The sequence below is a fragment of the endosymbiont of Riftia pachyptila (vent Ph05) genome (assembly GCF_000224455.1).
Classification (GTDB): Bacteria; Pseudomonadota; Gammaproteobacteria; order Chromatiales; family Chromatiaceae; genus Endoriftia; species Endoriftia persephonae.
Map to the genome: position 1 here is coordinate 15992 of NZ_AFOC01000001.1, position 22706 is coordinate 38697.

At 59.7% G+C, this 22706-nt stretch carries 24 protein-coding genes; 9 read left to right on the forward strand and 15 right to left on the reverse strand.

The genetic code is table 11. From position 1 onward, the window contains the following. Nucleotides 1-5: 5 nt before the first annotated feature. The 5 genes from RIFP1SYM_RS00075 to RIFP1SYM_RS00095 form a co-directional block, all read right to left on the reverse strand. A complete protein-coding gene (locus tag RIFP1SYM_RS00075; RefSeq protein WP_005958467.1) occupies nucleotides 6-1274 on the reverse strand; it encodes a heme biosynthesis protein HemY in 1269 nt (422 codons plus the stop codon). Beyond that, entirely contained in the window at nucleotides 1271-2500 is a 1230-nt protein-coding gene (locus tag RIFP1SYM_RS00080; RefSeq protein ID WP_005958468.1) for a uroporphyrinogen-III C-methyltransferase, read from the reverse strand. The genes RIFP1SYM_RS00075 and RIFP1SYM_RS00080 overlap by 4 nt, the downstream gene beginning before the upstream one ends. Further along, a complete protein-coding gene (locus RIFP1SYM_RS00085) occupies nucleotides 2490-3299 on the reverse strand; it encodes a uroporphyrinogen-III synthase (protein WP_240991971.1) in 810 nt (269 codons plus the stop codon). Before RIFP1SYM_RS00085 ends, RIFP1SYM_RS00080 begins: the two co-directional genes overlap by 11 nt. Continuing rightward, nucleotides 3289-4218, reverse strand: a complete 930-nt coding sequence (hemC, locus tag RIFP1SYM_RS00090) for a hydroxymethylbilane synthase (RefSeq protein ID WP_039959362.1) — start codon at nucleotides 4216-4218, stop codon at nucleotides 3289-3291. Before hemC ends, RIFP1SYM_RS00085 begins: the two co-directional genes overlap by 11 nt. 133 nt (nucleotides 4219-4351) lie before the next feature. Continuing rightward, nucleotides 4352-5038, reverse strand: coding sequence for a c-type cytochrome (locus RIFP1SYM_RS00095; RefSeq protein ID WP_138921820.1), 687 nt, complete (start codon nucleotides 5036-5038; stop codon nucleotides 4352-4354). Nucleotides 5039-5179: 141 nt separating this feature from the next. On the opposite strand from RIFP1SYM_RS00095, the gene RIFP1SYM_RS00100 reads away from it, so the two are divergent. Next, entirely contained in the window at nucleotides 5180-5740 is a 561-nt protein-coding gene (locus RIFP1SYM_RS00100) for a chalcone isomerase family protein (RefSeq protein ID WP_005958472.1), read from the forward strand. A gap of 119 nt (nucleotides 5741-5859) precedes the next feature. Here the strand turns inward: RIFP1SYM_RS00100 and RIFP1SYM_RS16180 are convergent, their stop codons facing one another. From RIFP1SYM_RS16180 to RIFP1SYM_RS00115, 3 genes are all read right to left on the reverse strand, one after another. Next, nucleotides 5860-6849, reverse strand: coding sequence for a hypothetical protein (locus tag RIFP1SYM_RS16180; protein ID WP_138921819.1), 990 nt, complete (start codon nucleotides 6847-6849; stop codon nucleotides 5860-5862). A 208-nt stretch (nucleotides 6850-7057) separates the two neighbouring features. After that, nucleotides 7058-7786: a LytR/AlgR family response regulator transcription factor gene (locus tag RIFP1SYM_RS00110; RefSeq protein ID WP_039959364.1), complete on the reverse strand. Its 729-nt coding sequence runs from the start codon at nucleotides 7784-7786 to the stop codon at nucleotides 7058-7060. Beyond that, nucleotides 7783-8859 carry a sensor histidine kinase gene (locus RIFP1SYM_RS00115; protein ID WP_039959367.1) on the reverse strand — a complete coding sequence of 359 codons (1077 nt, stop codon included), beginning with the start codon at nucleotides 8857-8859 and terminating at the stop codon, nucleotides 7783-7785. Before RIFP1SYM_RS00115 ends, RIFP1SYM_RS00110 begins: the two co-directional genes overlap by 4 nt. 55 nt (nucleotides 8860-8914) lie before the next feature. On the opposite strand from RIFP1SYM_RS00115, the gene argH reads away from it, so the two are divergent. The 6 genes from argH (at nucleotide 8915) to RIFP1SYM_RS00145 (ending at nucleotide 14517) form a co-directional block, all read left to right on the forward strand. Then, nucleotides 8915-10309 carry an argininosuccinate lyase gene (gene argH, locus RIFP1SYM_RS00120; RefSeq protein ID WP_005958476.1) on the forward strand — a complete coding sequence of 465 codons (1395 nt, stop codon included), beginning with the start codon at nucleotides 8915-8917 and terminating at the stop codon, nucleotides 10307-10309. Continuing rightward, complete coding sequence (locus RIFP1SYM_RS00125; RefSeq protein ID WP_005958477.1) at nucleotides 10306-10680, forward strand: nucleotide pyrophosphohydrolase; 375 nt, start codon at nucleotides 10306-10308, stop codon at nucleotides 10678-10680. Before argH ends, RIFP1SYM_RS00125 begins: the two co-directional genes overlap by 4 nt. Nucleotides 10681-10869: 189 nt before the next feature. Next, nucleotides 10870-11685 carry a GGDEF domain-containing protein gene (locus tag RIFP1SYM_RS00130; RefSeq protein WP_005958478.1) on the forward strand — a complete coding sequence of 272 codons (816 nt, stop codon included), beginning with the start codon at nucleotides 10870-10872 and terminating at the stop codon, nucleotides 11683-11685. Nucleotides 11686-11689: 4 nt separating this feature from the next. Further along, a complete protein-coding gene (locus tag RIFP1SYM_RS00135) occupies nucleotides 11690-12136 on the forward strand; it encodes a hypothetical protein (protein ID WP_039959371.1) in 447 nt (148 codons plus the stop codon). Beyond that, complete coding sequence (locus tag RIFP1SYM_RS00140) at nucleotides 12084-13130, forward strand: class I adenylate cyclase (RefSeq protein ID WP_039959373.1); 1047 nt, start codon at nucleotides 12084-12086, stop codon at nucleotides 13128-13130. The genes RIFP1SYM_RS00135 and RIFP1SYM_RS00140 overlap by 53 nt, the downstream gene beginning before the upstream one ends. Further along, nucleotides 13063-14517 carry a class I adenylate cyclase gene (locus tag RIFP1SYM_RS00145; RefSeq protein ID WP_005958481.1) on the forward strand — a complete coding sequence of 485 codons (1455 nt, stop codon included), beginning with the start codon at nucleotides 13063-13065 and terminating at the stop codon, nucleotides 14515-14517. Before RIFP1SYM_RS00140 ends, RIFP1SYM_RS00145 begins: the two co-directional genes overlap by 68 nt. A 41-nt stretch (nucleotides 14518-14558) precedes the next feature. Here RIFP1SYM_RS00145 and RIFP1SYM_RS00150 read toward each other — a convergent pair whose 3' ends face one another. Genes RIFP1SYM_RS00150 through RIFP1SYM_RS00170 form a run of 5 tightly spaced genes read right to left on the reverse strand, consistent with a single transcriptional unit; the run spans nucleotide 14559 to nucleotide 18807 of the window. Continuing rightward, on the reverse strand, nucleotides 14559-14762 hold the full coding sequence (locus RIFP1SYM_RS00150) for a SlyX family protein (RefSeq protein WP_005958482.1): 204 nt from the start codon (nucleotides 14760-14762) through the stop codon (nucleotides 14559-14561). 5 nt (nucleotides 14763-14767) lie between these two features. Next, nucleotides 14768-15100: an ArsR/SmtB family transcription factor gene (locus RIFP1SYM_RS00155; RefSeq protein WP_006475446.1), complete on the reverse strand. Its 333-nt coding sequence runs from the start codon at nucleotides 15098-15100 to the stop codon at nucleotides 14768-14770. A 10-nt stretch (nucleotides 15101-15110) separates the two neighbouring features. After that, the gene (locus RIFP1SYM_RS00160; protein WP_005958484.1) at nucleotides 15111-15968 is read right to left on the reverse strand and encodes a response regulator; all 858 of its coding nucleotides are present in this window, start codon (nucleotides 15966-15968) and stop codon (nucleotides 15111-15113) included. A 34-nt stretch (nucleotides 15969-16002) separates the two neighbouring features. Beyond that, nucleotides 16003-18318 (reverse strand): ATP-binding protein, encoded by a 2316-nt coding sequence (locus RIFP1SYM_RS00165; RefSeq protein ID WP_005958485.1) that lies wholly within the window; start codon nucleotides 18316-18318, stop codon nucleotides 16003-16005. Between the two features lie 24 nt (nucleotides 18319-18342). Then, nucleotides 18343-18807 (reverse strand): peroxiredoxin, encoded by a 465-nt coding sequence (locus RIFP1SYM_RS00170; protein WP_005958486.1) that lies wholly within the window; start codon nucleotides 18805-18807, stop codon nucleotides 18343-18345. A 327-nt stretch (nucleotides 18808-19134) separates the two neighbouring features. Here RIFP1SYM_RS00170 and RIFP1SYM_RS00175 point away from each other — a divergent pair, with 327 nt between their 5' ends. Beyond that, complete coding sequence (locus tag RIFP1SYM_RS00175) at nucleotides 19135-20196, forward strand: XrtA/PEP-CTERM system-associated ATPase (RefSeq protein WP_005958487.1); 1062 nt, start codon at nucleotides 19135-19137, stop codon at nucleotides 20194-20196. 63 nt (nucleotides 20197-20259) lie between these two features. On the opposite strand, the gene RIFP1SYM_RS00180 is transcribed toward RIFP1SYM_RS00175, so the two are convergent. Next, nucleotides 20260-20469 carry a hypothetical protein gene (locus RIFP1SYM_RS00180; RefSeq protein WP_139042015.1) on the reverse strand — a complete coding sequence of 70 codons (210 nt, stop codon included), beginning with the start codon at nucleotides 20467-20469 and terminating at the stop codon, nucleotides 20260-20262. A gap of 245 nt (nucleotides 20470-20714) precedes the next feature. Here RIFP1SYM_RS00180 and RIFP1SYM_RS00185 point away from each other — a divergent pair, with 245 nt between their 5' ends. Continuing rightward, complete coding sequence (locus tag RIFP1SYM_RS00185; RefSeq protein ID WP_005958489.1) at nucleotides 20715-21125, forward strand: hypothetical protein; 411 nt, start codon at nucleotides 20715-20717, stop codon at nucleotides 21123-21125. A 59-nt stretch (nucleotides 21126-21184) separates the two neighbouring features. Here the strand turns inward: RIFP1SYM_RS00185 and RIFP1SYM_RS00190 are convergent, their stop codons facing one another. Further along, nucleotides 21185-22639 carry a glutamate synthase subunit beta gene (locus RIFP1SYM_RS00190; protein WP_005958490.1) on the reverse strand — a complete coding sequence of 485 codons (1455 nt, stop codon included), beginning with the start codon at nucleotides 22637-22639 and terminating at the stop codon, nucleotides 21185-21187. Nucleotides 22640-22706: the final 67 nt, after the last annotated feature.

Sequence of the window (22706 nt, forward strand, 5' to 3'; positions counted from 1 at the left end):
AGGCTTCAGCCCTCCACCCCGATCAGGTGCGCTGACCCCATCACTGCCGGCTTCGCTGGCGGCGGCAACGCCGCCGGTGCTGACGGCTGGCGGCTCTCGGTAGCGCAACGCAAACCCTCCCGGTAGCAGTCGAGCGCCGCCGCGGGCTCGTCCATCTGCTCCAGCAACGCCCCCAGTTCCCGGTAGGCATCAGCGTTTGGTTCAATCGCAATGCTCGCCTCGAAGTAGCTGCGCGCCTTACCCCAGAGTTTGTTCTGCAGGCAGAGCCGGGCCAGAATAAACAGCAGCAGCGGATCCTCCCGCCGATCGCGCAGCCAGCTCTCAGCGAGTTCCAGACGCTGCGCCGGATCCCCCCGTTCGATCGCGCCAAACAGCCGCAGCAACGATTCGCTCCACTGACTGCGCAGGGCATCCGCCAGCAGCGACTCCACCAGCTCACCGCGCCCTTCCGCCAACATCAACCGGCTATAGGCACCGATCAGCTCGGCACGCCGGCGCAATGAAGCTGAGAGCTCGCCCCAAGCGTGGCGCAGCCCCTCCTCGCCGGATTTCTGCGCAACCCGCTGCAGTCGCTGCTCGACCAACCGCAGCTCGAGGGCATCGAGATCCCCTGCATCCGCCACCTTGCGCTTGCGCAGCTCCGGCAGCAGCGCCTCGAGCTGCTGCCACTCTTCCTGACTTTCATAGAGACGGCGCAACAGCCGCAACACATAGACATGCTTGGGTGCCAGACTGCGCAGATGGGTCAGGGTCGCCAGCGCCTGCTCATACTGCTGGTGCGCCAGCTGCAGCTCCGCCTGGGTCAGCCCCACCGCCACATCCGCCATCGGCATGCTCTGGTGGGCCTGCTGCAGGTAGTGATCGCGTCGCCCATCCTCACCCTGTAACTGTGCCGCCCGGGCCGCCGCCAGATAGTTGAGCAACGGCGTTTCGGATTGATGGGCATAACGCACCAACTGCTTCTCCGCCACCTTCCAGTGGCCTTCAGAAAGCTCCACCAGCCCCTGAGTCAGCGCCTTCTGCGCACGCCGATTGCGCCGCCGTCCGCGCCAGGCCGAGAGACCGCGCGGGATCGACCAAATTTTGGCCAGGCTGCGCAGCAACAGATAGAGAAGCAAGAACAGCAGCAGATTGGCCAGCGTGAAGAGCGCCAGACTTCCCTCCACGGTCCATTCGCCGTAGCCGATCAGCACATAACCGTTGTCCTCCTTAACCCACAGGGTCAGGACGATCGCGAACAGCGCGACGATAAAGGCAGTAAACAGATTTTTCACTTGGCCTCCTGCTGATCACGCAGCAGCGCACGCCGCCCCTGCAACGCCCGCAGCGAGGCGGAGATATCGGGATGCTTGAGCTGCACCGGCTGCTGTGCCAACAGGTCGAGCTGCTTTAGAAACAGACCGGTCTCCGCCACATGACTATCGAAATGGCGCGCCACCCATTGATGGGCGGTCTGCAGGCTATCCTGATAGAGCTCGCTGCTGTTGCTCAGCAGGGCGAGCTTCGCTCCTTCCAGCTTGAGACGCAGATTCTGGTAGATGAAGTAGCGCTGCTCCGGCGGCAACATCGCCGTCACCGGACGCTGGTGGTGGCGAATCACCATCAGCGATTTGAAGCCCTGCCACAGATCCTCCGCCAGCTGGCGCCAGTCGATGCGCCCATCCTCCATCGGCGGCTGTAAGGTTTCAACGTTCGCCTTGGGACGCAACACCACGCCGCCCTCATCCAGTAGCCGCAAGCCATCAACCTGCTCGATCAGTCCGTTGATACGGCCGCTCAGCCCACTCAAATCGAGCAATGGGGTCGATTGTAGAGTGCTGATCTCCTGGGCCAAAATATCCCGCACCCCGTTCCAGCCGGGATCAAGGGTATCGCGCAGCCGCGTATCCGCCGCCTGCAGCGCTGCCGCTGCGCTCTTCAGGTCACTGCTGAGGGAGAGGCGATGATTGGCCAGGCGCATCAGATACTCCGCCTCCGCCACCCGCCAACGATTGCTGTTACTGCCGAGCCGGTTGCGCATCTCCTGCAGCGAGCTGTCGAGCTGCTGACCCCGCTGTTGCAGCAACTGGCGCTCCAGCTCCATCTTCTCTACTTGGGCCAGTAACGCCTGGCGCTGACTGGCCAGCGCCTGCTGCTGCGACTCGATCTGCGCCTGCTGGGACTGGTACTCCCGGGCGGTCTGCTGCAACAGCTCACTCATGCGGCTCTGTTCCTGACTCGTCTGCTTCAGCTCAGCCTGAACCTGAAACAATGACTGCTGCATCCCTTCCCAGTAGCGCTGGCCCATCAACAATCCGACCAGCACCGCCAGCAGGGCGATCACTGCCAGCACCAAAGGCAGGCGGGAGGCCGACTGTTTCTCGGCAGACTGGACTGGCGGCTCCTCGCCTACGGTTTTGCTGACCCCTTCAGGCGCCGGCTGCTTCGCTTGTTCCGGCTCCTGTTCCAACCCGGACTGTTCGCGCTTATCCTGCTCTGTCATCGACTCTTCATCCATCATCTATTGTGCTTTGCCAGTGGTTGCTCTGTGCCATCCAACTGCAGAGCCGCTCCATAATCGATTGTTCGTCGGCGCCTTGCGCCAACAGGATCCGTCTGAATCCCAACTGCTGCGCCCGTTCCCGCATGCGCCGACTGATCACCAGCAAGGGGGTGGCCAGCAGCATCGGCTGTGCAGCCGGCCCCAGCATCTGCAGCAGATTCTCCAGCACCGCATTACTGGTCGCGGTGACCAGCTGCACCTCTGTCGGCCAACGCTGCAACAGCGGGCCAACGTCAAGTTGCGGACAGACCCGCCGGTAGACCTCGACATAGCTCAGCTGCGCTCCCCGTTCGATCAGGGTATCGCCCAGCAGGGCGCGGCCCCCCTCACCACGGAAGATCAAAACCTGCCGCCCTGCAACCTGTTGCAGCGCCTCGCTGGCCAGCAGCCCCTCGCTGTCAAAGCCCGACTGCGGCAGGATGTCGACCGGCCAGCCGGCCTGCTCCAGGGCTTTGGCGGTGGCCCGACCCACCGCTGCCAACTGAACTGCTGGCTTATCCCGTGGCAGCAACTTCAAACCATACTCGACGGCGTTTGGGCTGACGAAGACTAGCAGCGCCCCTTGCTGCAGCACTGCCAGACTGGCCCGCAGCTCTGCCGTCCCCCCGGCCGGCTCAACCGCCAGCGCCGGGAAGCGAACCACCCGCCCACCGTGCGCTTCGATCGCCCGGCAGAGCGGCGCAGCCTGGTGGGCCGCCCGTGTCACCAATACCCCGACACCCTGCAAATCACAAGCGCTGTCGGACTCAGTCGGCATAGAGTGTCGACAGGATCTCGTCAGCGCCCCACTCCAGCAGGCGCTCGGCCAAACCGACACCAAGGGACTCCGCCTCATCCGGCGTCCCTTCAGCTTCACCACGCAGGATCTGGCTACCGTCGATCTCGCCCACCAGACCACGCAGCCAGAGGTTGCCGGCCTCCAGCATCGCGTAACCGGCAATCGGCACCTGACAACCACCCATTAGGCGATTGTTCATGGCCCGCTCGGCATGCACGCAGGCAGCGGTGTCGACATGATGCAGCGGCGCAATCAGGGCATTGACCTGCGCGTCGTCGCTGCGGCACTCGATGCCGATCGCACCCTGGCCGATCGCCGGTAGGCTCTGCTCAGGAGCGATGAAGGCGGTGATGCGCTGTTCAAAGCCGAGCCGTTTGAGACCGGCGGAGGCGAGGATAATCGCATCGTATTCGCCCTCATCGAGCTTGCGCAGACGGGTATTGACGTTGCCCCGCAGGGGCTTGATCTGCAGATCGGGGCGCGCCTCGGCCAACTGGCACTGGCGGCGCAGGCTGGAGGTGCCTACGCGCGCGCCTTCGGGCAGGCTCTCGAAGCTGGAGTATTGGTTCGAGACAAAGGCATCACGCGGATCCTCCCGCTGCATGATCACCGGCAGGTGCAGCCCCTCCGGCAGCTCAGCCGGCACATCTTTCATCGAGTGCACCGCGATATCGGCGCGCCCTTCCAGCATGGCCTGTTCCAGCTCCTTAACGAACAGCCCCTTGCCACCGATCTTCGCCAGCGGTGTATCGAGGATCTTGTCGCCCTGGGTACTCATACCCAGCAGCTCCACCTCCAATCCGGGATGCGCCCGCTTCAATTCGGCGGCGACATGTTCTGCCTGCCACATGGCGAGAGGGGATTTTCGGGTAGCGATGCGGATTCTATTGTCGGACATTAGGAGATGGGCCTTGCAAGATTCATATTCTCGGCGCCTTCGCCCCCATCTCAGCCCGCAGGCAGTGACGGAAGGGGCGCCGTGCTGGGCCACTATGCTAAAGCCTGCCTATGCTGGAGGCAATTTCTCACGCCTATCGGCTAAGCGAAGCCTCCGGTATGGAGAGATCCGCCGAATAGTAGGCGAGCAGCGCCTCCAGTCCTGCCTTCCCCTCGGCCCGGATCAGCCGGGTCAGCTGGCGCTGCATGCCGTTGCCGGTACGATTGGCGCCCAGCACATAGTCATGCAGGGTCCAGCGCAGATAGGCCGAGTGCTGACCCTGCAGGCGTGGCGCGCCCTTGTCCTGCGCATCGTGACACTCTCCACAGTAGCGCGAGTGCAGCCGCTGACCGAAGCGCGCTGCAACCCAATCCACCCCCTGTAGGCGGGTCGAACGCCGGGGCAGGGCGGCAAAGTAGCCGGCCATGCGTGCGATCTCTTGGCTCGAATAGCCTCTGGCGATGCGGCCCATGACGGTGGCAATGCGCTCCCCCTGCTGATAGGCCCGCATTACTTTGATGAAGTAATCTGCCGGCAGGCCGGCGATATTTGGGGTGGCCGGGCCTGACGATGCGCCCTGCGGGCCATGACAACCAAAACAGCCCTGTGCAAGCATCGAGCTGGCTGCTGGAGCGGTAATTCGCGTTGCGCCTGATGGCAGGGGTGGGGAAGGCGTCTGTTGGGCCGGGAGTTGTGACTGACGCAACGGCAGGCAGGCCTGCAGCAGCGAACAGAGCAGCACCAGAGAAGCCTTTTTCAAAAACCGGTTAAAATGCAGCACCGTGCTAGTATTCCAGTAGCCTGAGTTCTTGGGTATGAGTTTGCTATCTCGACAACGGCGAATCTTACCGCACTCCTCCTGACTCAGGCCCGTCACCTTCTACCAATTGGACGATCGCGTCCTTTATACAAAGGCCAGGACATGATTCGTGTGCTTCTTATTGCTTTGTCCACGCTACTGCTGGCACCCTCGCTTTTTGCCCGTGAAATAACCGGCGTGCCGCTTGCTGAGACAACCACAGTTGCTGGTAAGTCACTGCTGCTGAATGGCGCCGGCATCCGAACAAAGTTCTTCTTCAAGATCTATGTGGGCGCCCTCTATTTGCCCCAAAAATCGACTGATCCTGAGACCATCTACCCGATGTCTGGACCCAAAAGGGTCAGCATGCATTTTCTCTACGATCACCTGGATAGAGAAAAGCTGGTCGATGGCTGGAACAAGGGGTTCAGAAAGAACCTCGACAGCACCGAACTGACCACCCTGCAGCCGCGCATCGATGCCTTTAATGCCGCCTTCAGTGGCGTCGATGAGGGGGATGAGATCCATCTCGACTACATCCCAGGGCGTGGCACCGAGATATGGATTCGCGGTCAGCTCAAGGCCACCATCAAGGGCGCAGATTTTCATATCGCCTGGCTGAAAATTTGGTTGGGAAATGAGCCCGCGGACAAAGGGCTGAAGGAGGGTATGTTGGCGCGATGAGCGGCGGATCGGGTGCGGGAACACTCCGTCACTGAGCACCATTCTGGACAGGCCAGTCTCGCGTTCAAACAGCCGACACCCCCTGCTCGACAACAGGGGATATCGGCAGCCTCTTATGCCTAGTGGTCGGGCACAATTCGCACGCTATCTTCGCCGCGAACCATCATGCCATCTTCGGTCTTGGCCTCCAGTACCGCGCTTGCCTCACCCGGCTCGATCATGAACTGGGTGGTGTAGACTTGGCAGACCAGATCGATCAACTGATCACCGTTGACATCATCTTGGTGACAGAGGTATTTACCGCTCTTACCCGCCATTTTCACCTGGGCACCAGCCAGCTCGATGCTCTCAGGCACGACTGTGGTAGCATCAAACTCAGACGAGCTGAGGATCGCCACCGGCACTACGCCCGATGAACCCAGATTGATGCTGTTGACCTCACTACCCGGCTTGATGTCGATCTCGACATAGATCGTGTCATCGGTCTCAATCTGCAACTTAATTGCGGCCTCAGCCACTCCCCGATCGAATACGCTGCACATGTAACCATCCCAGGCCCGCATGGCCAGAGTATTCTCCCCCTGATTCAGATAGGAAGTGACATCAATCCAGCCAGTCTGATTGGCACCACCGGTAAGGTCGATATAGGCCAGCGTACCGTTGATATAGAACTGGAACTCGTCATTCACATCGAATTTAACTGTTGCCGCAAGCAACGGTCTGTCGATGCTAAACTGATAACGGAAGAATGCCTCATCCGGACCATTGCTATACGAGGTGCATCCCTGGGGGCAGTCCCACATAAAGACCTCCAACTCAGGTCCGGGCGGATTACCATACCAGGGGTAAAACTCCGTTGGTGCCTTGGCGTTGCGCCAACCACTATCATCGAAGCCAGCTTGGGTCCATGCTGGACCCGCTGAATCTATGACCCCAGGACAGACTCCTGGATCAGCCACTGCGTTAAAGGACTTCCAGTCACTGCTACTCTCGACGACGAGCGTACCCGCTAACGCCGGTGCTACGAACAGGCACCCTGCCAACACCGCGAAGATCAGGCTCCATTTGAAAGACGGGGTCGGCGAACTCAAGCGTGTTTGTCTAAACATCGCACACCCCCACATTTGACAGGTGAACGTTCATCCCTACGAATACGGCCTCGGAACTCCCTTCCTGCACTATAAATTCTAGTATTTGCGCCAAGGGTTTTGTTAACCACAGGCATTACAACGCAAAAACCTTCCTATATCCGAGTCAGGCGCCTATACAAGATTGCAGAGCGAGCATTCCTGACACCCCACAAGCCCAAACCTACTCTCACCGACTCAACCAGCGCCGTATCTCTGGCAAATGGCGGCGGCTCACCTCCAGCCGCTCATCACACCCCTGCAGACGCACCCAGGCACCGCCATTCGTCCCTCGCTCCAGCGCCACCAGCCGCTGCCGGGCGACCAGGGCGTTACGATGGATGCGCAACAGCTGTTCGGGATAACGCCCCTCCAGGCTCTTCAGGGACTCCTCCAGCAGTAGCTCGCCACCCGCATGGCGGGCCACTACGTATTTGGCCTCGGCCTTGAGGTAAATCACCGCCTCGATCGGCAGGGTCTCGAGCCCGCCCCGATAGCTGGAGCGCAGCGGCGGGGCGCTCGACGCCTGTGCCACGCTCAGCGCCGCCAGCTGCGGTCGGGTCAGCCGCCGCGCCTGCTCAAGCGCCTGCAGCAGGCGCTGTTTGCGCACCGGTTTCAGCAGGTAGCCCACCGCATTCTGCTCAAATGCCTGCAGCGCGTGCTCATCATAGGCGGTAGTGAAGATCACCGCCGGCGGCGTCGCCATCTCAGCCAGTCGTGCCGCCACTGTCAGGCCATCGATGCCTGGCATGCGGATGTCGAGCAGCAGCAGATCCACCTGCAGTTCGTCACACAGCTGCAGCGCCTGTTCGCCATTTGCCGCCATCGCCACTACCCGGTAGTCGCCACCCAGCTCGACCAGCAGCGCCGTCAACCGCTCCCGGGCGAGGGGCTCATCGTCCACCAGCAGGATATTCATGTCTCGCTCCAAGGGTAGGGGATCACCAACCGCACCTGATACATCCCATCCACCTTAGAATGAATCAGACTCGCCTCGGTATCGAAGCGCGCCGCCAACCGTTGGCGGATATTCTCCAGCGCCAGACGGTTGCCTTCACGCACCTTCTCCGCGCTCTCCGGCGGTAGACTGTTGCGGATACTAAGGTTGATGCGTCGGCGCCGGTAGCGGCCAACGATCTCGATACGCCCCCCCTCCAGCGCAGGCTCGATACCGTGGTAGACCGCGTTTTCGATCAGCGGTTGCAGGGTCAGCGCCGGCAGGGTCGCCGCTTCAGGCAGATCCTGCAGATCCCACTCCAGCTGCAGCCGCTCACCCAGGCGCAGGCGCTCCACATTCAGATAGTGACGCGCCAGCTCCAGCTCACGCCCCAGGGTCGAGTCACGCTGTGCATCGCCGAAGGCGGCGCGGAACAGATCCGCCAGATCCTCCACTACCCGTTCAGCCAGGGCCGGGTCGGTGCGGGTCAAGCTGGCCACCGTATTCATGCTGTTAAACAGGAAGTGAGGACGAATCCGCGACTGCAACGCCTGCAGCCGCGCCGCGCTCTCCGCCTGCTGCTGCCGGCGCCAGAGAAACTGCAGATAGAGATAGCGCAACAGCAGCAGGCCAACGATAGCGGCGATCCCCAGATAGCGCAGTAGCGCCTCCCAGTCGGCACCGTCGAAGGGGCGGTAGCTGGCGCTGGTCAGCATTCGCGCCGCCTCGCAGGCCAGCAGGGTTGTCAGCAGCAGCAACAGCCAGGCCGACACCCCCGCCACCCGGTTGCCAAACCGGCACAGCAGGGGGCGCAGCAGGCAGAGCAGCAGCGCGCTGCTCAGGGCGATCCACTGCACCACCAGCGAGAGGCTGCTCAGCTCGGTCCAGAACCGCGCTAGCGGCGTCGCTGACGCCAGCACCAGTAGCAACGCCAGTAGCTCGGCAGTGACCACCGCCCCGAATACCGCCCGGATCGAGCAGAAGTTGGGCAGAAAACAGCCGCTATCGCTTGTGCCCTGCCGTTTCGATTCGTCACGCCTTTCCACCTGATGCATGGAACATTCGCCTGTATAATGGTGCGCTTCCGGCCCGTTATTAGGATAGCCCCAGATGAGCGACAACAGCGCCTCCGCGAAACTCTCCTCCGCCCGCCTCAGCGCCCCCACCGACGCCTTTGTCGAGGCCTTCACCGCCTCGGTCGAGTTCGACCAGCGTCTCTACCGGCATGATATCGAGGGCTCCATCGCCCACGCCAGGATGCTGGCCCGCCAAGGCATCATCACCAGCGCGGAGCGGGACGCCATCGTCCAGGGGCTGGAGCAGATCCGCGAACGCATCGAGGCCGGCGGCTTCGACTGGTCGATCGCCCAGGAGGATGTGCACATGAACATCGAGGCGGCGCTCACCGCCGCCATCGGCGATGCTGGCAAGAAGTTGCACACCGGCCGCTCCCGCAACGACCAGATCGCCACCGACATCCGCCTCTGGCTGCGCGATGAGATCGAGGTGATCCGCGACGGCATCCTGCGTCTGCAGCAGGCGCTGCTCGACCTGGCCGAGCACGAGGCCGATACTATCTTGCCCGGCTTCACCCATCTGCAGACTGCCCAGCCGATCACCTTCGGCCACCACATGATGGCCTGGTTCGAAATGCTGGAGCGGGACCGGGAGCGCTTCGCCGACTGCAACCGGCGGCTCAACGTGATGCCCCTGGGGGCGGCGGCCCTGGCCGGCACTAGCTACCCCATCGACCGCCACTATACCGCCGAGCTGCTCGGCTTCGAGCGCCCCAGCGAGAACTCGCTGGACTCGGTCTCGGACCGGGACTTCGCCATCGAATTCAGCGCCGACGCCAGCATCCTGATGATGCACCTCTCGCGCTTCTCCGAGGAGCTAATCATCTGGTCTTCAGCCCAGTTCGCCTTCATAGAGCTCTCCGACAGCTTTTGCACCGGCTCTTCGATCATGCCGCAGAAGAAGAACCCGGACGTACCGGAGCTGATCCGCGGCAAGAGCGGGCGCATCTTTGGCCACCTGATCGGCCTTCTGACCCTGATGAAGGGGCAACCCCTGGCCTACAACAAGGACAACCAGGAGGACAAGGAGCCGCTGTTCGATACTGTCGATAACTTGCAGGGCTCGTTGAAGGTATTCGCCGAGATGATGCCCGGCGTCACCTGCCGCAAGCAAAACATGCGCGAGGCGGCGATGAAAGGCTTCGCCACCGCCACCGACCTGGCCGACTACCTGGTGGGCAAGGGGATGGCGTTCCGTGATGCTCACGATGTAGTGGGACGCGCCGTCGCCTTCGGGGTGGCCGAGGGGCGCGACCTCTCAGCGATGAGCCTTGAGGAGCTACAGGGCTTCTCCGCAGACATCGAGGAGGATGTCTTCAAGGTACTCACCCTGGAGGGGGCAGTGGCCGCCCGCAACCACATCGGTGGCACCGCGCCGAGCCAGGTACGAGCGGCGATCGGCAGAGCACGGGAGCGGATCAACCGATGAGCAGCTCGCCCACACCGCAGACTGACAGCCTGGCGCAGCTCAACCAGCGCCTCAAGATGTTTGCCCAGACACGCAACTGGGAGCAGTTCCACTCGCCGAAAAACCTCTCGATGGCGCTGATCGCCGAGTGCGCCGAGCTGGTCGAACATTTCCAGTGGCTCAGCGAGGAGCAGAGCTATCAGCTGCCGCCAGACAAACACGATGCCGTGGCGCTGGAGATGGCAGACATCTTCATCTATCTGATCCGCTGCGCAGAACGGCTCGATATCGACCTGATCGAGGCCGCCCAGCGCAAGATCGAGATCAACGAGGCCCGCTATCCCGCAGACAAAGTCTACGGTGATGCCCGTCGCGCCTCTGAATATGAGTGATATGAGGTTTTCCTCACTCGGGCTTCAGCGCATTTTTCACGCCAATGATCAGGGATTTCCCCTAAAGATTTTTTTTCCCCTGTCGCTAACTGCTGTGTAGATTGCCGCAGCCCAATTGCTGCGGTCGCATAACGTCAGCCGCTCCGTCGCGCTGGCCCGGGCATTAAAATTGAATCTGGAACTCCGGTCATGAGTGATCTGATCAACTTCAGTAAAGCGTTTTTCGAAGCCTGCCCCACCGGCATGCTGGCTTTCGACCAAGACTCCCGCATCTGCTGGCTCAACCCGGCCCTGGAGCAGATGCTCCATCTCGACTCGGCCGAGCTGATCGGCAAAGATAAACAGACCCTGCCGGAAGGGCTGCACCCCCTATTCGATGAGAGCGACATGCTCCACATCTCCATCAATGGCGATGGCGAACGCTGGTTCCGCCGGGAGATCCGCGAGATCAACGACTCGGAACCCGGCCCTCTGCGCATTCACTACTATCAGGACATCAGCAACCAGATCAGCACCCAGCTTGAACGCGACGTGCTGAAGAGTCAGGTGGAGGAGCTGACCATCACCGATGAGCTGACCGGCCTCTCCAACCGCAAGGCCACCCTGCAGGCACTGGGTGTGCAAGTGACGCGCAGCCGCCGCTACGGCAATCCGCTGACCCTGGGGATAGTGGAGATCAACATCCCCAACACCCCCGAAGAGCCCGTACCCGAAGCGCTCATCCTCACCTTTGCGCACTACCTGCGTGACCGACTGCGCTGGGCCGACACCATCGGCCGCTACCAGAGCAATCTATTTATGCTGGTGCTACCAGAGACCAGCCTGGCCGATGCCGGGGTGCTGCTCGAAAAGATCGTGCAGGAGTGTCACGAGGGTGCGCTCAGCCTGCCCGATAAGACACCACTGCCACTGATCCGCTACGGGCTTGCCCATTGGGAGAAGGGCTTCGATCCGCAACGCCTGATCGATTCCGCTCAGCAACAGCTTGAGGAGACCACCAGCTAAAGCGATGCCTGAATCGCGCGCCATTAGTTTCGATGAGGGAATCAGCCGCAAAGATCTGAAGATCATCCGGCAGCGCTTCCAGCGACTCCACCGGGAGCGGCTGCGGCGCATCCTGGGGGAGCTGAGACCCACACAACAGGATCTGCTGCAGCTGTTGCCGTTGCTGTTTCACATCAACCATCCGGTACTGCCAGGCTACATCAACAGCAAGGTACCGGCCGGCATCCCTGACTTCAGCCCCTCGCGTAAGGCTTTGGAGGCAGCCCACCACCTGAATCGCAGCTTCGATTATAAAAAACGCGCCCACCGAGTGTTTCACATCCTCGGCCTCTACCTGATGGGCAGCATCGGCACCATCGGCCAATCGTCTGGCAGCGACTTCGATCTCTGGCTCTGTCATGCCCCGAGCCTCTCGGAGAAGCAACGCCAGAATCTGCAAAAAAAAGATTAATGCGATCGAACGGGAGGCCGATGCACTCGGTATCGAACTGCACATCTTCCTCGTCGATCCAGAGCGGTTTCGCCGCCGGGAGGCAACCAAACTCGATGCCGAGAGCAGCGGCAGCACCCAACACAGCCTGCTGCTGGAGGAGTTCTACCGCAGTGCGGTAATGCTGGCCGGCCTCCCCCCCCTCTGGTGGCTGGTGCCCCCCGACAAGGAGCAGGACTATCAGCGCTACACTGAAAACCTGCTGGCAAAGCGTTTTGTCGAGCCCAGTGACCTACTCGATCTGGGCGGACTCGATCAGGTCCCTGCCGGGGAATTTTTTGGCGCCGCACTCTGGCAGCTCTACAAGGGCATCGACTCACCCTACAAATCGATCCTCAAGATCTTCCTGATGGAGGCCTACAGCAAGCACTACCCTGACACCCCGTGGCTTGCCCTGCAGACCAAACGCGCTATCTACGCCGGTGAGACCGATCTTAACCAGCTCGATGCCTATATCCTGATGTATCGTCAGGTGGAAGAGTACCTGACACAATTGCAGGACCAGGAGCGCCTTGAGCTGGCCCGGCGTTGTCTCTACTTCAAAGTCGACAAGCCGCTCAGTCGCCTCTCGACACATCATCACTGGCGCACCCGCGAGCTGCTCAAACTGACCCGGGAGTGGGGCTGGAGCCAGACTCAGCTGCAGATGCTTGATACCCGTCCAGAGTGGAAGATCGACCGGGTAATCCGTGAACGCAACGTGATGGTCAGCGTGCTCTCGCGCAGCTACCGCCTGCTCACCGACTTTGCCCGCACCCATGCCCAAACCAGCACCATCGACCCGATGGAGCTCAACCTGCTCGGACGCAAGCTCTACACTGCACTGGACCACCGCCCCGGCAAGATCGACAGCATCAATCCCGGCATCTCAAAGAATCTTACGGAGAGTGAGCTGTCACTCCACCACAGCCCCTCAAAAGGCCGGCACCCTCAGCTGGATGCTGTTCCGCGGTAAGGTCGAACAGGCCGATCAACAGCAGCCGATCAAGGTCACCCTCAATCTGGTAGAGATGCTGCTTTGGTGCCTGCTCAACCAGGTCTGGGGAAGCGCCACCTTGACCCATCTGTTTCCCAGCCACGGTCCGATCAAACGCCACGAACTGAACGCTATCTTTTATGATCTCCAGCACCTCTTCCCGCAGCACAAGAGCGCACATGTGACGATTGACCAGCTCGCAGGCCCCGCCTATCCCACCCTAATCGCGCTGTTCGTCAATCTCGGCCAGGATCCGATGCAGCACCTCTCCGCTGAAGGGAAACAGCTCACCAGCGACCGCTACGACCCACTCAGCTACGGTTCAGCCCGTGCCAACCTATTGATCAATATGGAAGAGCTGGTGGTAACCAGCTGGGGCGAGCGGCTGGTGCTGCACCGGGAGGGGCCGGAGGGTCTGCTCGACTCTCTCTGTCAGCTGCTGACAATGCAGCAGCAGCCAAGCCAAATGCCAGCCCTGGCGCACATCGAAGCATTCAGCCACGCTGCCAGCAAGGGCCCACAGGTGGCACAGCGACTGGCCGGGCTGTATCGCCACATCCTGGGTTATTTCAACCAGCAGCCGGGCCACGGCGGTCGTTACGCCTTTCGCATCAGTGAAGCGTTCTATCTGATCCAGCAGAAGGAGCAAGGCTTTCAGTGGCGTAACCTCGACTCCTTCGAACATTTTCTGCAGGCGCTGGAAACACCACAGCATGTGTTTCAGCCTCTGCAGATCGACCCCCGTATCCTGCGCCAGACTCCCTACCCAGCTCTCTATCGACACAATAAGCCAGATCTCATCCAGCTGTTTTTTCATGTACAACGGGAGTCGGTGCAGATCTACCTGCTGGATGAACAGGGTGCGCTGTTCCGCCAGTCGATGCTGATGGACAGCCCACGCTTCATGATGCTGCAGCAGCGGCGGTTTCTGAACAGCCTGCAACAGCTGCGACTGATGCTGCCAGGGGGGGCGGGCAATCTGCTCGCTGAGACCGAGTTTTACGAGCTAAAACAAGCGCCGTCCGGCGACTGGAGCATAGAGCGGCGCCGAGTACCGCTGAACGGTCCGGACGACTACATGGAGCTGACCCTGGTCACCGACTCCCTAGCATCCGACGCCATGCCAGTGGCTCTGGTATGTGGTGATCGTGAGTTCAGCCGGCTTGAATATGGCGAGATGATCTACAGCGCCACCGCAGGTTTTCTGCAAGGACTACGGGCAGGCAACAAGCGCTATCCAATCTATCTGACCTCACTCAGGATTAGCAGCATGCGCCAGGATGAGGCACCAGCCACCGTGACCCTGCTAAAATTGAAAAGGGCGATTGAACAGAAGCTTAACCACGCCCTGGAAGAGCTTGGCTGAAGATTGCCCTTTTATTCTATGTCGACCGGGGTGAGCCGTTCTCAATAGTGCGGCGGAGGCGGCTCCACCGCATCACTTTCCAGTGGCGATGGCGTGAGCGCACGCAGCCGTTGATGCACGGTCTCCAGCTCCGCCTGCAGCGCATTGATGACCTGCTGCTGATCCAGCAGCGCACGATTCAGTGCCTGGATGCTCTCTTCCTGAAAGGCCACACGAGTCTGCAAATCGATCAGCGCTTCATCCATCGTTTCTACCTCGGATAGCGGTCATCAAGATTGGCAGGGCAGAGCACATTGCGCATGGTGCCGATCAGGTCGAGTAACTGATGGTTGCGGATACGGTAGAAGATCCGGTTTGCCTCCTTGCGGGAGACCACAATGTTCTTGTTACGCAGCTGCTCCAGGTGCTGGGAGATGTTGCTCTGTGAGGTACCGGTACGCTCCACGATCTCACCGACAGACAATTCACTGTCGCCCAACGAACAGAGGATCTTCCAGCGCAGTGGATGCGCCATCGCCTTCAATGCATTGGCCGTTAGTACGGTATCTTCACCTTGGATTTCCGGGTCTGTTGGTTCACTCATGACACACTCCTCAGGATGCTGAATCAACTGCATCCTCTTCACGTACATATCCAGTCATATCCTTTGCAATGCAGATGATATGCTGAAGTTCCCCCGCCTCATCCTTCACTGCGGTGCGGGAGAACAGTATCGGTACCCGCCGACCATCCTTGGCGATGAACCGCGCCTCGATGCGGTTCAACGCTCCGGTCCGAATCAGAGCCTCAAGCCAGGTGCCGAAGAAGGCACCCGCCTGCTCCTGCTCCTCCTCCTCGAAGATATCAGCGATAGTCATGCCAACCAGATCATCTTCAGGATAGCTCAGCATCTCACAGGCGGCAGGGTTTACCGATTCGATCTCTCCCTCCGGATTAAGCAGCAGCAGCGCCTCGCCCATATGGGTGAGGATATTCTCCAGATGGCGCTTCGCTGCCGCCAACTCCGCGGTGCGCTCTTTTACCTTCTGCTCGAGCACCCGGTTGAGGCCACGCTCCTTCTCGATCAGGCGGAAGTAGGTGCTGATCTTGTTGATCAACTGATTATCATCGATCGGCTTGAGCAGATAGTCCACCGCGCCGACCTCGTAACCCTTCTGCTGGAACGCCTCGGTCTTGAACGCCGCGGTGAGAAAGATGATCGGGATATCTTTGGTCTTGCTGCGGATCTTCAGCATCGAGGCAGTCTGGAATCCGTCCATCCCCGGCATCTGCACATCGAGGATGATCAGGTCGATAGCCGGCTCATGCAGCGCGATGTCGATCGCCTGCTGGCCGGAATCCGCCTCGAACACCTGCACATCCATGTGGCGTTCGATTAGGGTCCGCAGGGTAAAAAGGTTATGCTCATGATCGTCAACGATCAGTAACTTGAATCCGGTGTAGCGCTTCATCTGCTCCTGGCGGTCCGTCAGCTTGTCTCAATGGTCATGCGGGCAGGTGCCGCTCGATCACTGTTTTCAACTCCTCCATCTCGATCGGTTTGGAGATGAAATCATCAGCCCCCACTTCGAGACAGCGCTCCCGATCTTCAGCCGTCGTGTCTGCAGTGAGCGCGATGATCGCCATGGCACTGAAGCGCGCCTCTTCGCGGATACGGCGAATCGTATCATAGCCATCCATACCCAGCATCATGGTATCTACCAGTGTGATGGCGAAGTCACTCTCTTCATTCAGCGTCTCCAACACCTCGTCGCCATCCCCCGCAGCGGTCACCTCCAGGCCCCAGCCCTCGAGCAGCGGCGTCAGGGCCAGCAGGTTGTTCAGGTTGTTGTCGACCAACAGCAAACGCACCCCCGTGAACGCATCCACAGGCGGCTCCTCCGGCTGCGATCGCGGCCGACTGACGGTAAGCAGAGAGGGCTGTTCCGGCGGCGGCTCTATCGCAGCATCAGCCGGCGGTTGCAGCGGCAGACAGAGAGTGAATCGTGCGCCCTGCTGCTCCTGGCTCTGCAGCCTAATCTCGCCGCCCAGCAGCTGCGCTAGCTGACGGCTGATGCTGAGCCCCAGCCCGGTACCGCCAAAGCGCCGATTGGTGGAGCCATCCGCCTGCTTGAAGGCTTCGAAGATCAGTTCGTGCTTCTCCTGCGGGATGCCGATACCGCTATCCTGCAGCGCAAAACAGAGCGGACAACAGGCGGAGTCCAGGTCTCGATAGACATGCAGGATTGCGCCGCCTTCTGCGGTAAACTTGATCGAGTTGGAAAGGAAATTCTTCAATATCTGCCGCACCTTCTCCTGATCGGAGAGAAAGCCATCCGGCAACTGCGGATCAAATTCCGCCTTCAGATAGAGCCCCTTGGCCTCGAACTGGGGCTGCACCAGCTCCAGCAGCTCCTCTACCATGCGCCTGATATCAATCTGATCAAGGACAAGGCCAGCCTGCCCGGCCTCGATACGCGAGAGATCGAGGATGTTATCGATCAGCGCCTTCAGATCGCTGCCGGCCTCGTGGATCACCTTTAGCTGCTTGCACTGCTGCTCGCCCAGATTGTCCCCCTCCTCCCTCAGCATCTTCGACAGCAGCAGGATCGAATTCAACGGGGTGCGCAGCTCATGGCTCACATTCGCCAGGAACTCTGATTTGTAGCGGTTCGACTCCTCCAGCTGACGGGCATGCTCGCGCTGGGCCTGGGTGTGATGCGCATGGGTCTCGGCCAGGGCGGTGAGCTTTTCACCGAGCTCTTCGATCTCCCGCGGGCCACGCCAATGAAACGCCACCGGTTGATCCGATTTCAGCACCCGCCCGATGCCATCGGCCAGGGTTTCGCTGAAATGGGCGATCTGCTGGGCAATCCAACGCGATGAGAGCAGGACGATGATCAACGCCACCAACACGATCAAGATCACCCGCAACGAGAGGCTGGTACGAAACTCGGCCAGCGGAGAGGGGTCCACCGAACGCCCCACCCAGAGCGGGCCAGACTCTTCGGTCATAAACAGGGGCACCCAGATCACCTGCTGCTTATCTCCTTTCCAGAGCGCCAGGCTACCCTGCCTGAATATCTCCTCCAGCCCCTGAAAATCCGCAAACGCAAGCGGCCGAGTGTCGCCCTTGAGACGCTCTTCAAGGTAGGCGCCGTTGTTGGTGACCCACAGGGTATCCCGGTAGGCTTGAGCCATGCCGCCGACGTCGATGCTGATCGCCACCGCTCCGATCGGCCCACCCGGCTTGGCCCGCTCGAACACCGGGCTGATCAGGGTCAGCGTCATCAGCCGACGCGGGTCGTTAGTGCGCTGATTGAGGCGAATCTGGCTCACTCCGACGAAACCAAATTCCCGCCTGATACTCGCCTGAAACAGTGCCTTTGAGGGCAGTTCAGGTTTTTTGATGGTTGGCTTCCACTGCTGGTCACGGGAATCCCGCTCCAGCCAAAAGCGCGGTCGCCCCTGATTATCGATGAAGAGAATCTGCACGATATCGAGCTGGTCACGCAGGGTCTCATTGATCCAGCCGGTATAGCGCAGCCGGGCAGCATCGATCTCCGACGACGACTTCTCAGGCTGCCGTTCCAGAATCGTGCCCGGCTCGGGGAGTTTCGCCAGCAGGCGCAGGATCACATGGCGGCTGGCCAGATGCTCGTCCAAATCCTTAAAATCGGCGCGCAAGTTTTGCAGGTGCGCCTTATGGTAAAACAGCTCCATCCGATCGAGCACGAACGGAAGGTTGATCGCCACCATAGCAATGAGCGGGATGAACCCGTAGAGAAACAGAAACAGCAGCAGTTGGGTACGTAGTTTCAATCCCTCATCCCAAGATTGTCTGGCTCAGAGCTGCTGCACCAGCTGCAGCACCTCGGCGGCATGCCCCTTGGGCTTGACATCATAGAGCGCATGCCGGAGCACTCCATGCTTGTCGATGATGAAAGTCGAGCGCACGATTCCCATGCGCTTTTCTCCGTGCGCCTCTCGCTCCTGCCAAACTCCATAGGCCTCACACGCCTCGCCATCTGGATCGGCCAGCAGGCGCACCGTCAAACCATGTTTGTCACGAAACGCCGCATGGCTGACGCAATTGTCCCGACTCACCCCAAAAATCTGTGTGTCGGACTGCTCAAACGTCTCAACCAGGTCCGAAAGTTCCACCGCCTCGATGGTACAGCCGGTAGTGTCGTCCTTGGGATAGAAGTAGAGAACTAGGTTCTTTTTACCTATAAAGTCTGTGGATTTAACCATATACATATCGGCATCCGGCAATTCAAACTCCGGTGCCACCTCTCCGATTTGCAACATAAACGCTCCTTTTCGGTTATTGAAATTATGCGACGTTCATTAGGCATGGAAGATAGTTGAGCCGGTTTGGCAGCGTCAATAGGGGGAAACGCCCGATGCCAATCCCCGCTTTTTCCAAGATATGAACCGATCAACGCTTTGCGGCTCGTGCTGTATGCAAAGCAAACCTTTCTATGCATAATTGAGCCGGTGAAATTTCACGATTTCCGCAGCTGCCGCCGGGGTTCCCTGACAAGTCTTTAACATGACTGGCCTAGGAATTAAGATCCCGACCCGGGCCAACGGCCACTCCAAGGGACGGTAAAGAGACCATACGGGCAAGATCTAATGTATGACGATTTCTACAAGCTGAAAGGCAAGCCCTTTCAACTCACCCCAGACCACAAGTTTTTCTTCAACAGTAAGGGCCACAACCGCGCAATGGCCTACCTGCGCTACGGTCTCGAGCAGGGCGAAGGATTCATCGTCATCACCGGCGGTATCGGAACCGGCAAAACCACCTTGGTGCGCAACCTGTTCCAAGAGATATCCAACAAAGATGTGATGGCCGCCCAGCTAGTCACCACCCAGGTCGATCCTGACGATATGCTGCGCATGGTCTGCGCCTCCTTCGGTCTGGCCCACGAGGGCCTCAACAAGGCCACCCTGTTGCATAATCTGGAGGCGATCGCCCGCACCCGTCATGCTGAGGGCAAGCAGATCCTGCTGGTGGTGGACGAGGCACAGAACCTGCCGGCCCGCTCTGTCGAGGAGCTACGCATGCTCTCCAACTTTCAGGTTGCTGATAAGGCACTGGTACAGACCTTCCTGCTCGGCCAGGAGGAGTTCAAGCGCACCCTGCAAAGCCCCGGCATGGAGCAATTCCGTCAGCGCATCATCGCTTCCTACCACCTAGAGCCGCTCAGCGCTGACGAGACCGAAAAGTACATCAAGCACCGACTGCAGCTGGTTGGCTGGAAGAATGATCCGGAGCTCACTGACGAGGTCTTCAAGAAGATCTTCGACTTCACCAATGGCGTTCCGCGCCGGATCAATTCGATCTGCGACCGCCTGATGCTCTACGGTTGCCTCGAAGAGCTGCACACCCTTGACGACAAAGCCATCGACTCGGTGATCACTGAACTTCAGCAGGAAGTCAGCTACCAGCAGCCAAATCAAACACAACTCGCGTCAGTCTCGGAGATACACTCCAGTGGCAATCGGGCAGTCGCTGGCGGCGGTATCAGCATCTCGCCGGATGTAGAGATGAATGCCGAAGAACTGATCTACCGCATTCAGGACCTGGAGAAGGAGATCAGCAATATCAAGCGGACCATGCAGAACGAGCAGAAATTGTTGCGTAAGGCGATCCTGCTGCAGATGGATATGGACGAGTTTGGCGACAATTGAGCCTTCCGAAACCTTGATATCGAAGAGAGGGGCTGCGGCAGCAAGCCGTTGCCCCTTTTTGTTTCAGTCGAGTTCAGGACCGAGTACTACATCGACTTGGATAAAACCCCGCGCCTCCAGCGCCTCTGCAATATCATCCCATGAGTAGTCGCCCTCTGACTCCTCGGCCTGGGCAATAATGCCGGTGGCATAGCGAAACGCCTCACTGGCATCCAGATCATTGGGAATCGAGACCACCCTGATCTGCTCAAAATGGGTGCTAGGAAGCACCATCAACTTCTCCTTCATGAAAACCTCGGCTTCTCTGCTTGCAACGACAAGGAGCATCATAACCGACCTGAAGTCTCCATAAAACCAAGCTATTTCTTCAGCTTAGCCAGCCACCCAGGCAGGTCAACTACACTCTTTTCTATCAGGATCACGCACCTCAGCCATACACGATGATTTAATCCCACTGTTATTAGACAATCTGCCGGCCACCCTCGTCACTGGCCCGATCAAACTGAAAGGAGAAAACAATGAGTGACTATTTCCACCTTGCCGAACTGGTGCCACCGGCAATCTACACCCGGTTTGGCGAGCAACGGGCTTGGAATTTCGTTAACCGGCGCGCCTATAAGAATCTCATCAAACTGCGCAAATATCTTGGCAAGCCGCTCATAATCAACAACTATCACTGCGGTGGAGAGAGAGAGTGGAGTGGTTTTCGAACCCCCGAGAGCCCCTACTTTTCGGCCACCTCACAACATGCCATTGCCAATGCCTACGACATCATCTGTGTCGGCCTCACGCCCCAGGAGATGCAGGCGGTCATTCAGGAGAAGTACCAGCGCTTCAACATTGGTGGACTGGAGATCGCCCCCAGCTGGACCCACATCGACTGGCGTTTCAATCCCGACCAGGAGCTGACGGTTTTCCATCTGACCTGAGTGACAACCACAAAAAAAGGGGCCGCAGCCCCTTTTTTAGCCAGCCCGATAACTCAGCCTTATCGAGGTAGATCAGACGAACCCATCAGATATTCGTCCACCGCCTTGGCGCACTGACGCCCCTCACGGATCGCCCAGACCACCAGCGACTGCCCCCGGCGCATATCTCCCGCCGCATAGACCCCCTCGATCGAGGTCTTGTAGGCATCCACACCTTCGGTCTCACCCTTGACGTTGCCGCGGCCATCCAGCTCCACGCCCAGCTCTTCGAGCATGCCCTCGTGAACCGGATGGACAAAACCCATCGCCAGGGTGATCAGATCGGCCTTTAGTTCGAACTCAGAGCCCTCGACCTCGGACATCTGCCAGTTGCCCGCATCATCCTTATTCCATTCGACCTTGACGCACTTCACCGCCTTGACCTGGCCGTTGCCATCGTCGACAAACGCCTTGGTGGCGACCTGCCAGATGCGCTCGCAGCCCTCTTCCTGAGAGGAGGAGGTGCGCATCTTGTTGGGCCAGTTGGGCCAGGTGATGGATTTGTCCTCCTTCTCCGGCGGCTGCGGCATGATCTCCAGCTGGGTGACGGAGGCTGCGCCATGTCGGTTGGAGGTACCGATGCAGTCGGAGCCGGTATCACCACCGCCGATCACCACCACATGCTTGCCTTCGGCAGAGATAAACTCATCCTCGGGGATCTGATCACCCTGCACCCGACGGCTGTTGGTGCGCAGAAAATCCATGGCGAACTCGACGCCCCGCAGTTCGCGCCCCGGAATCGGCAGATCCCTGGGTTTCTCAGAACCGCCGGTCAGCACCACTGCATCGTACGCCTCGAGCAGCTGCTTCGCCTTGATGTCGACACCTACATGCACGTTGGTCTTAAACTCGACCCCTTCCGCACGCATCTGCGCCATGCGCCGGTCGATCACCTTCTTGTCCAGCTTGAAGTCGGGAATGCCGTAGCGCAGCAGACCGCCAATGCGATTCTGCCTTTCATAGATCACCACCGCATGACCAGCACGGGCCAGCTGCTGCGCCGCCGCCATGCCGGCAGGACCGGAGCCGACCACCGCAACCCGCTTGCCACTCTTGTGGCGTGGGATCTGTGGCGTCACCCAGCCCTCTTCCCAGGCTCGCTCGATGATGCTGTATTCGAGCGTCTTGATGGTTACCGGGACATCGTCAAGATTGAGTGTGCAGGCCGCCTCACAGGGGGCAGGGCAGATCCGACCGGTGAACTCAGGGAAGTTGTTGGTGGAGTGCAGCACATCGATGGCAGCACGCCACTCGCCCCGATAGACCAGGTCGTTCCAGTCGGGGATGATGTTGTTCACCGGACAGCCCTGATGGCAGAAGGGGATACCACAATCCATGCAGCGTGCGCCCTGCTGACTCAGCGCCTCATCGCTGAGCGGAATCATAAACTCGCCGTAGTGAGTCAGCCGGTCGGCGACCGGCGCATAGCCGCGGTCCTGGCGCGGAAACTCTTTGAAACCTGTGGGCTTACCCATCGTTAGTTAACTCCGGTTTTTATCCGCGAGGAACGCAAAACAATAAACTCTTTGCGTGTCTTGCGTT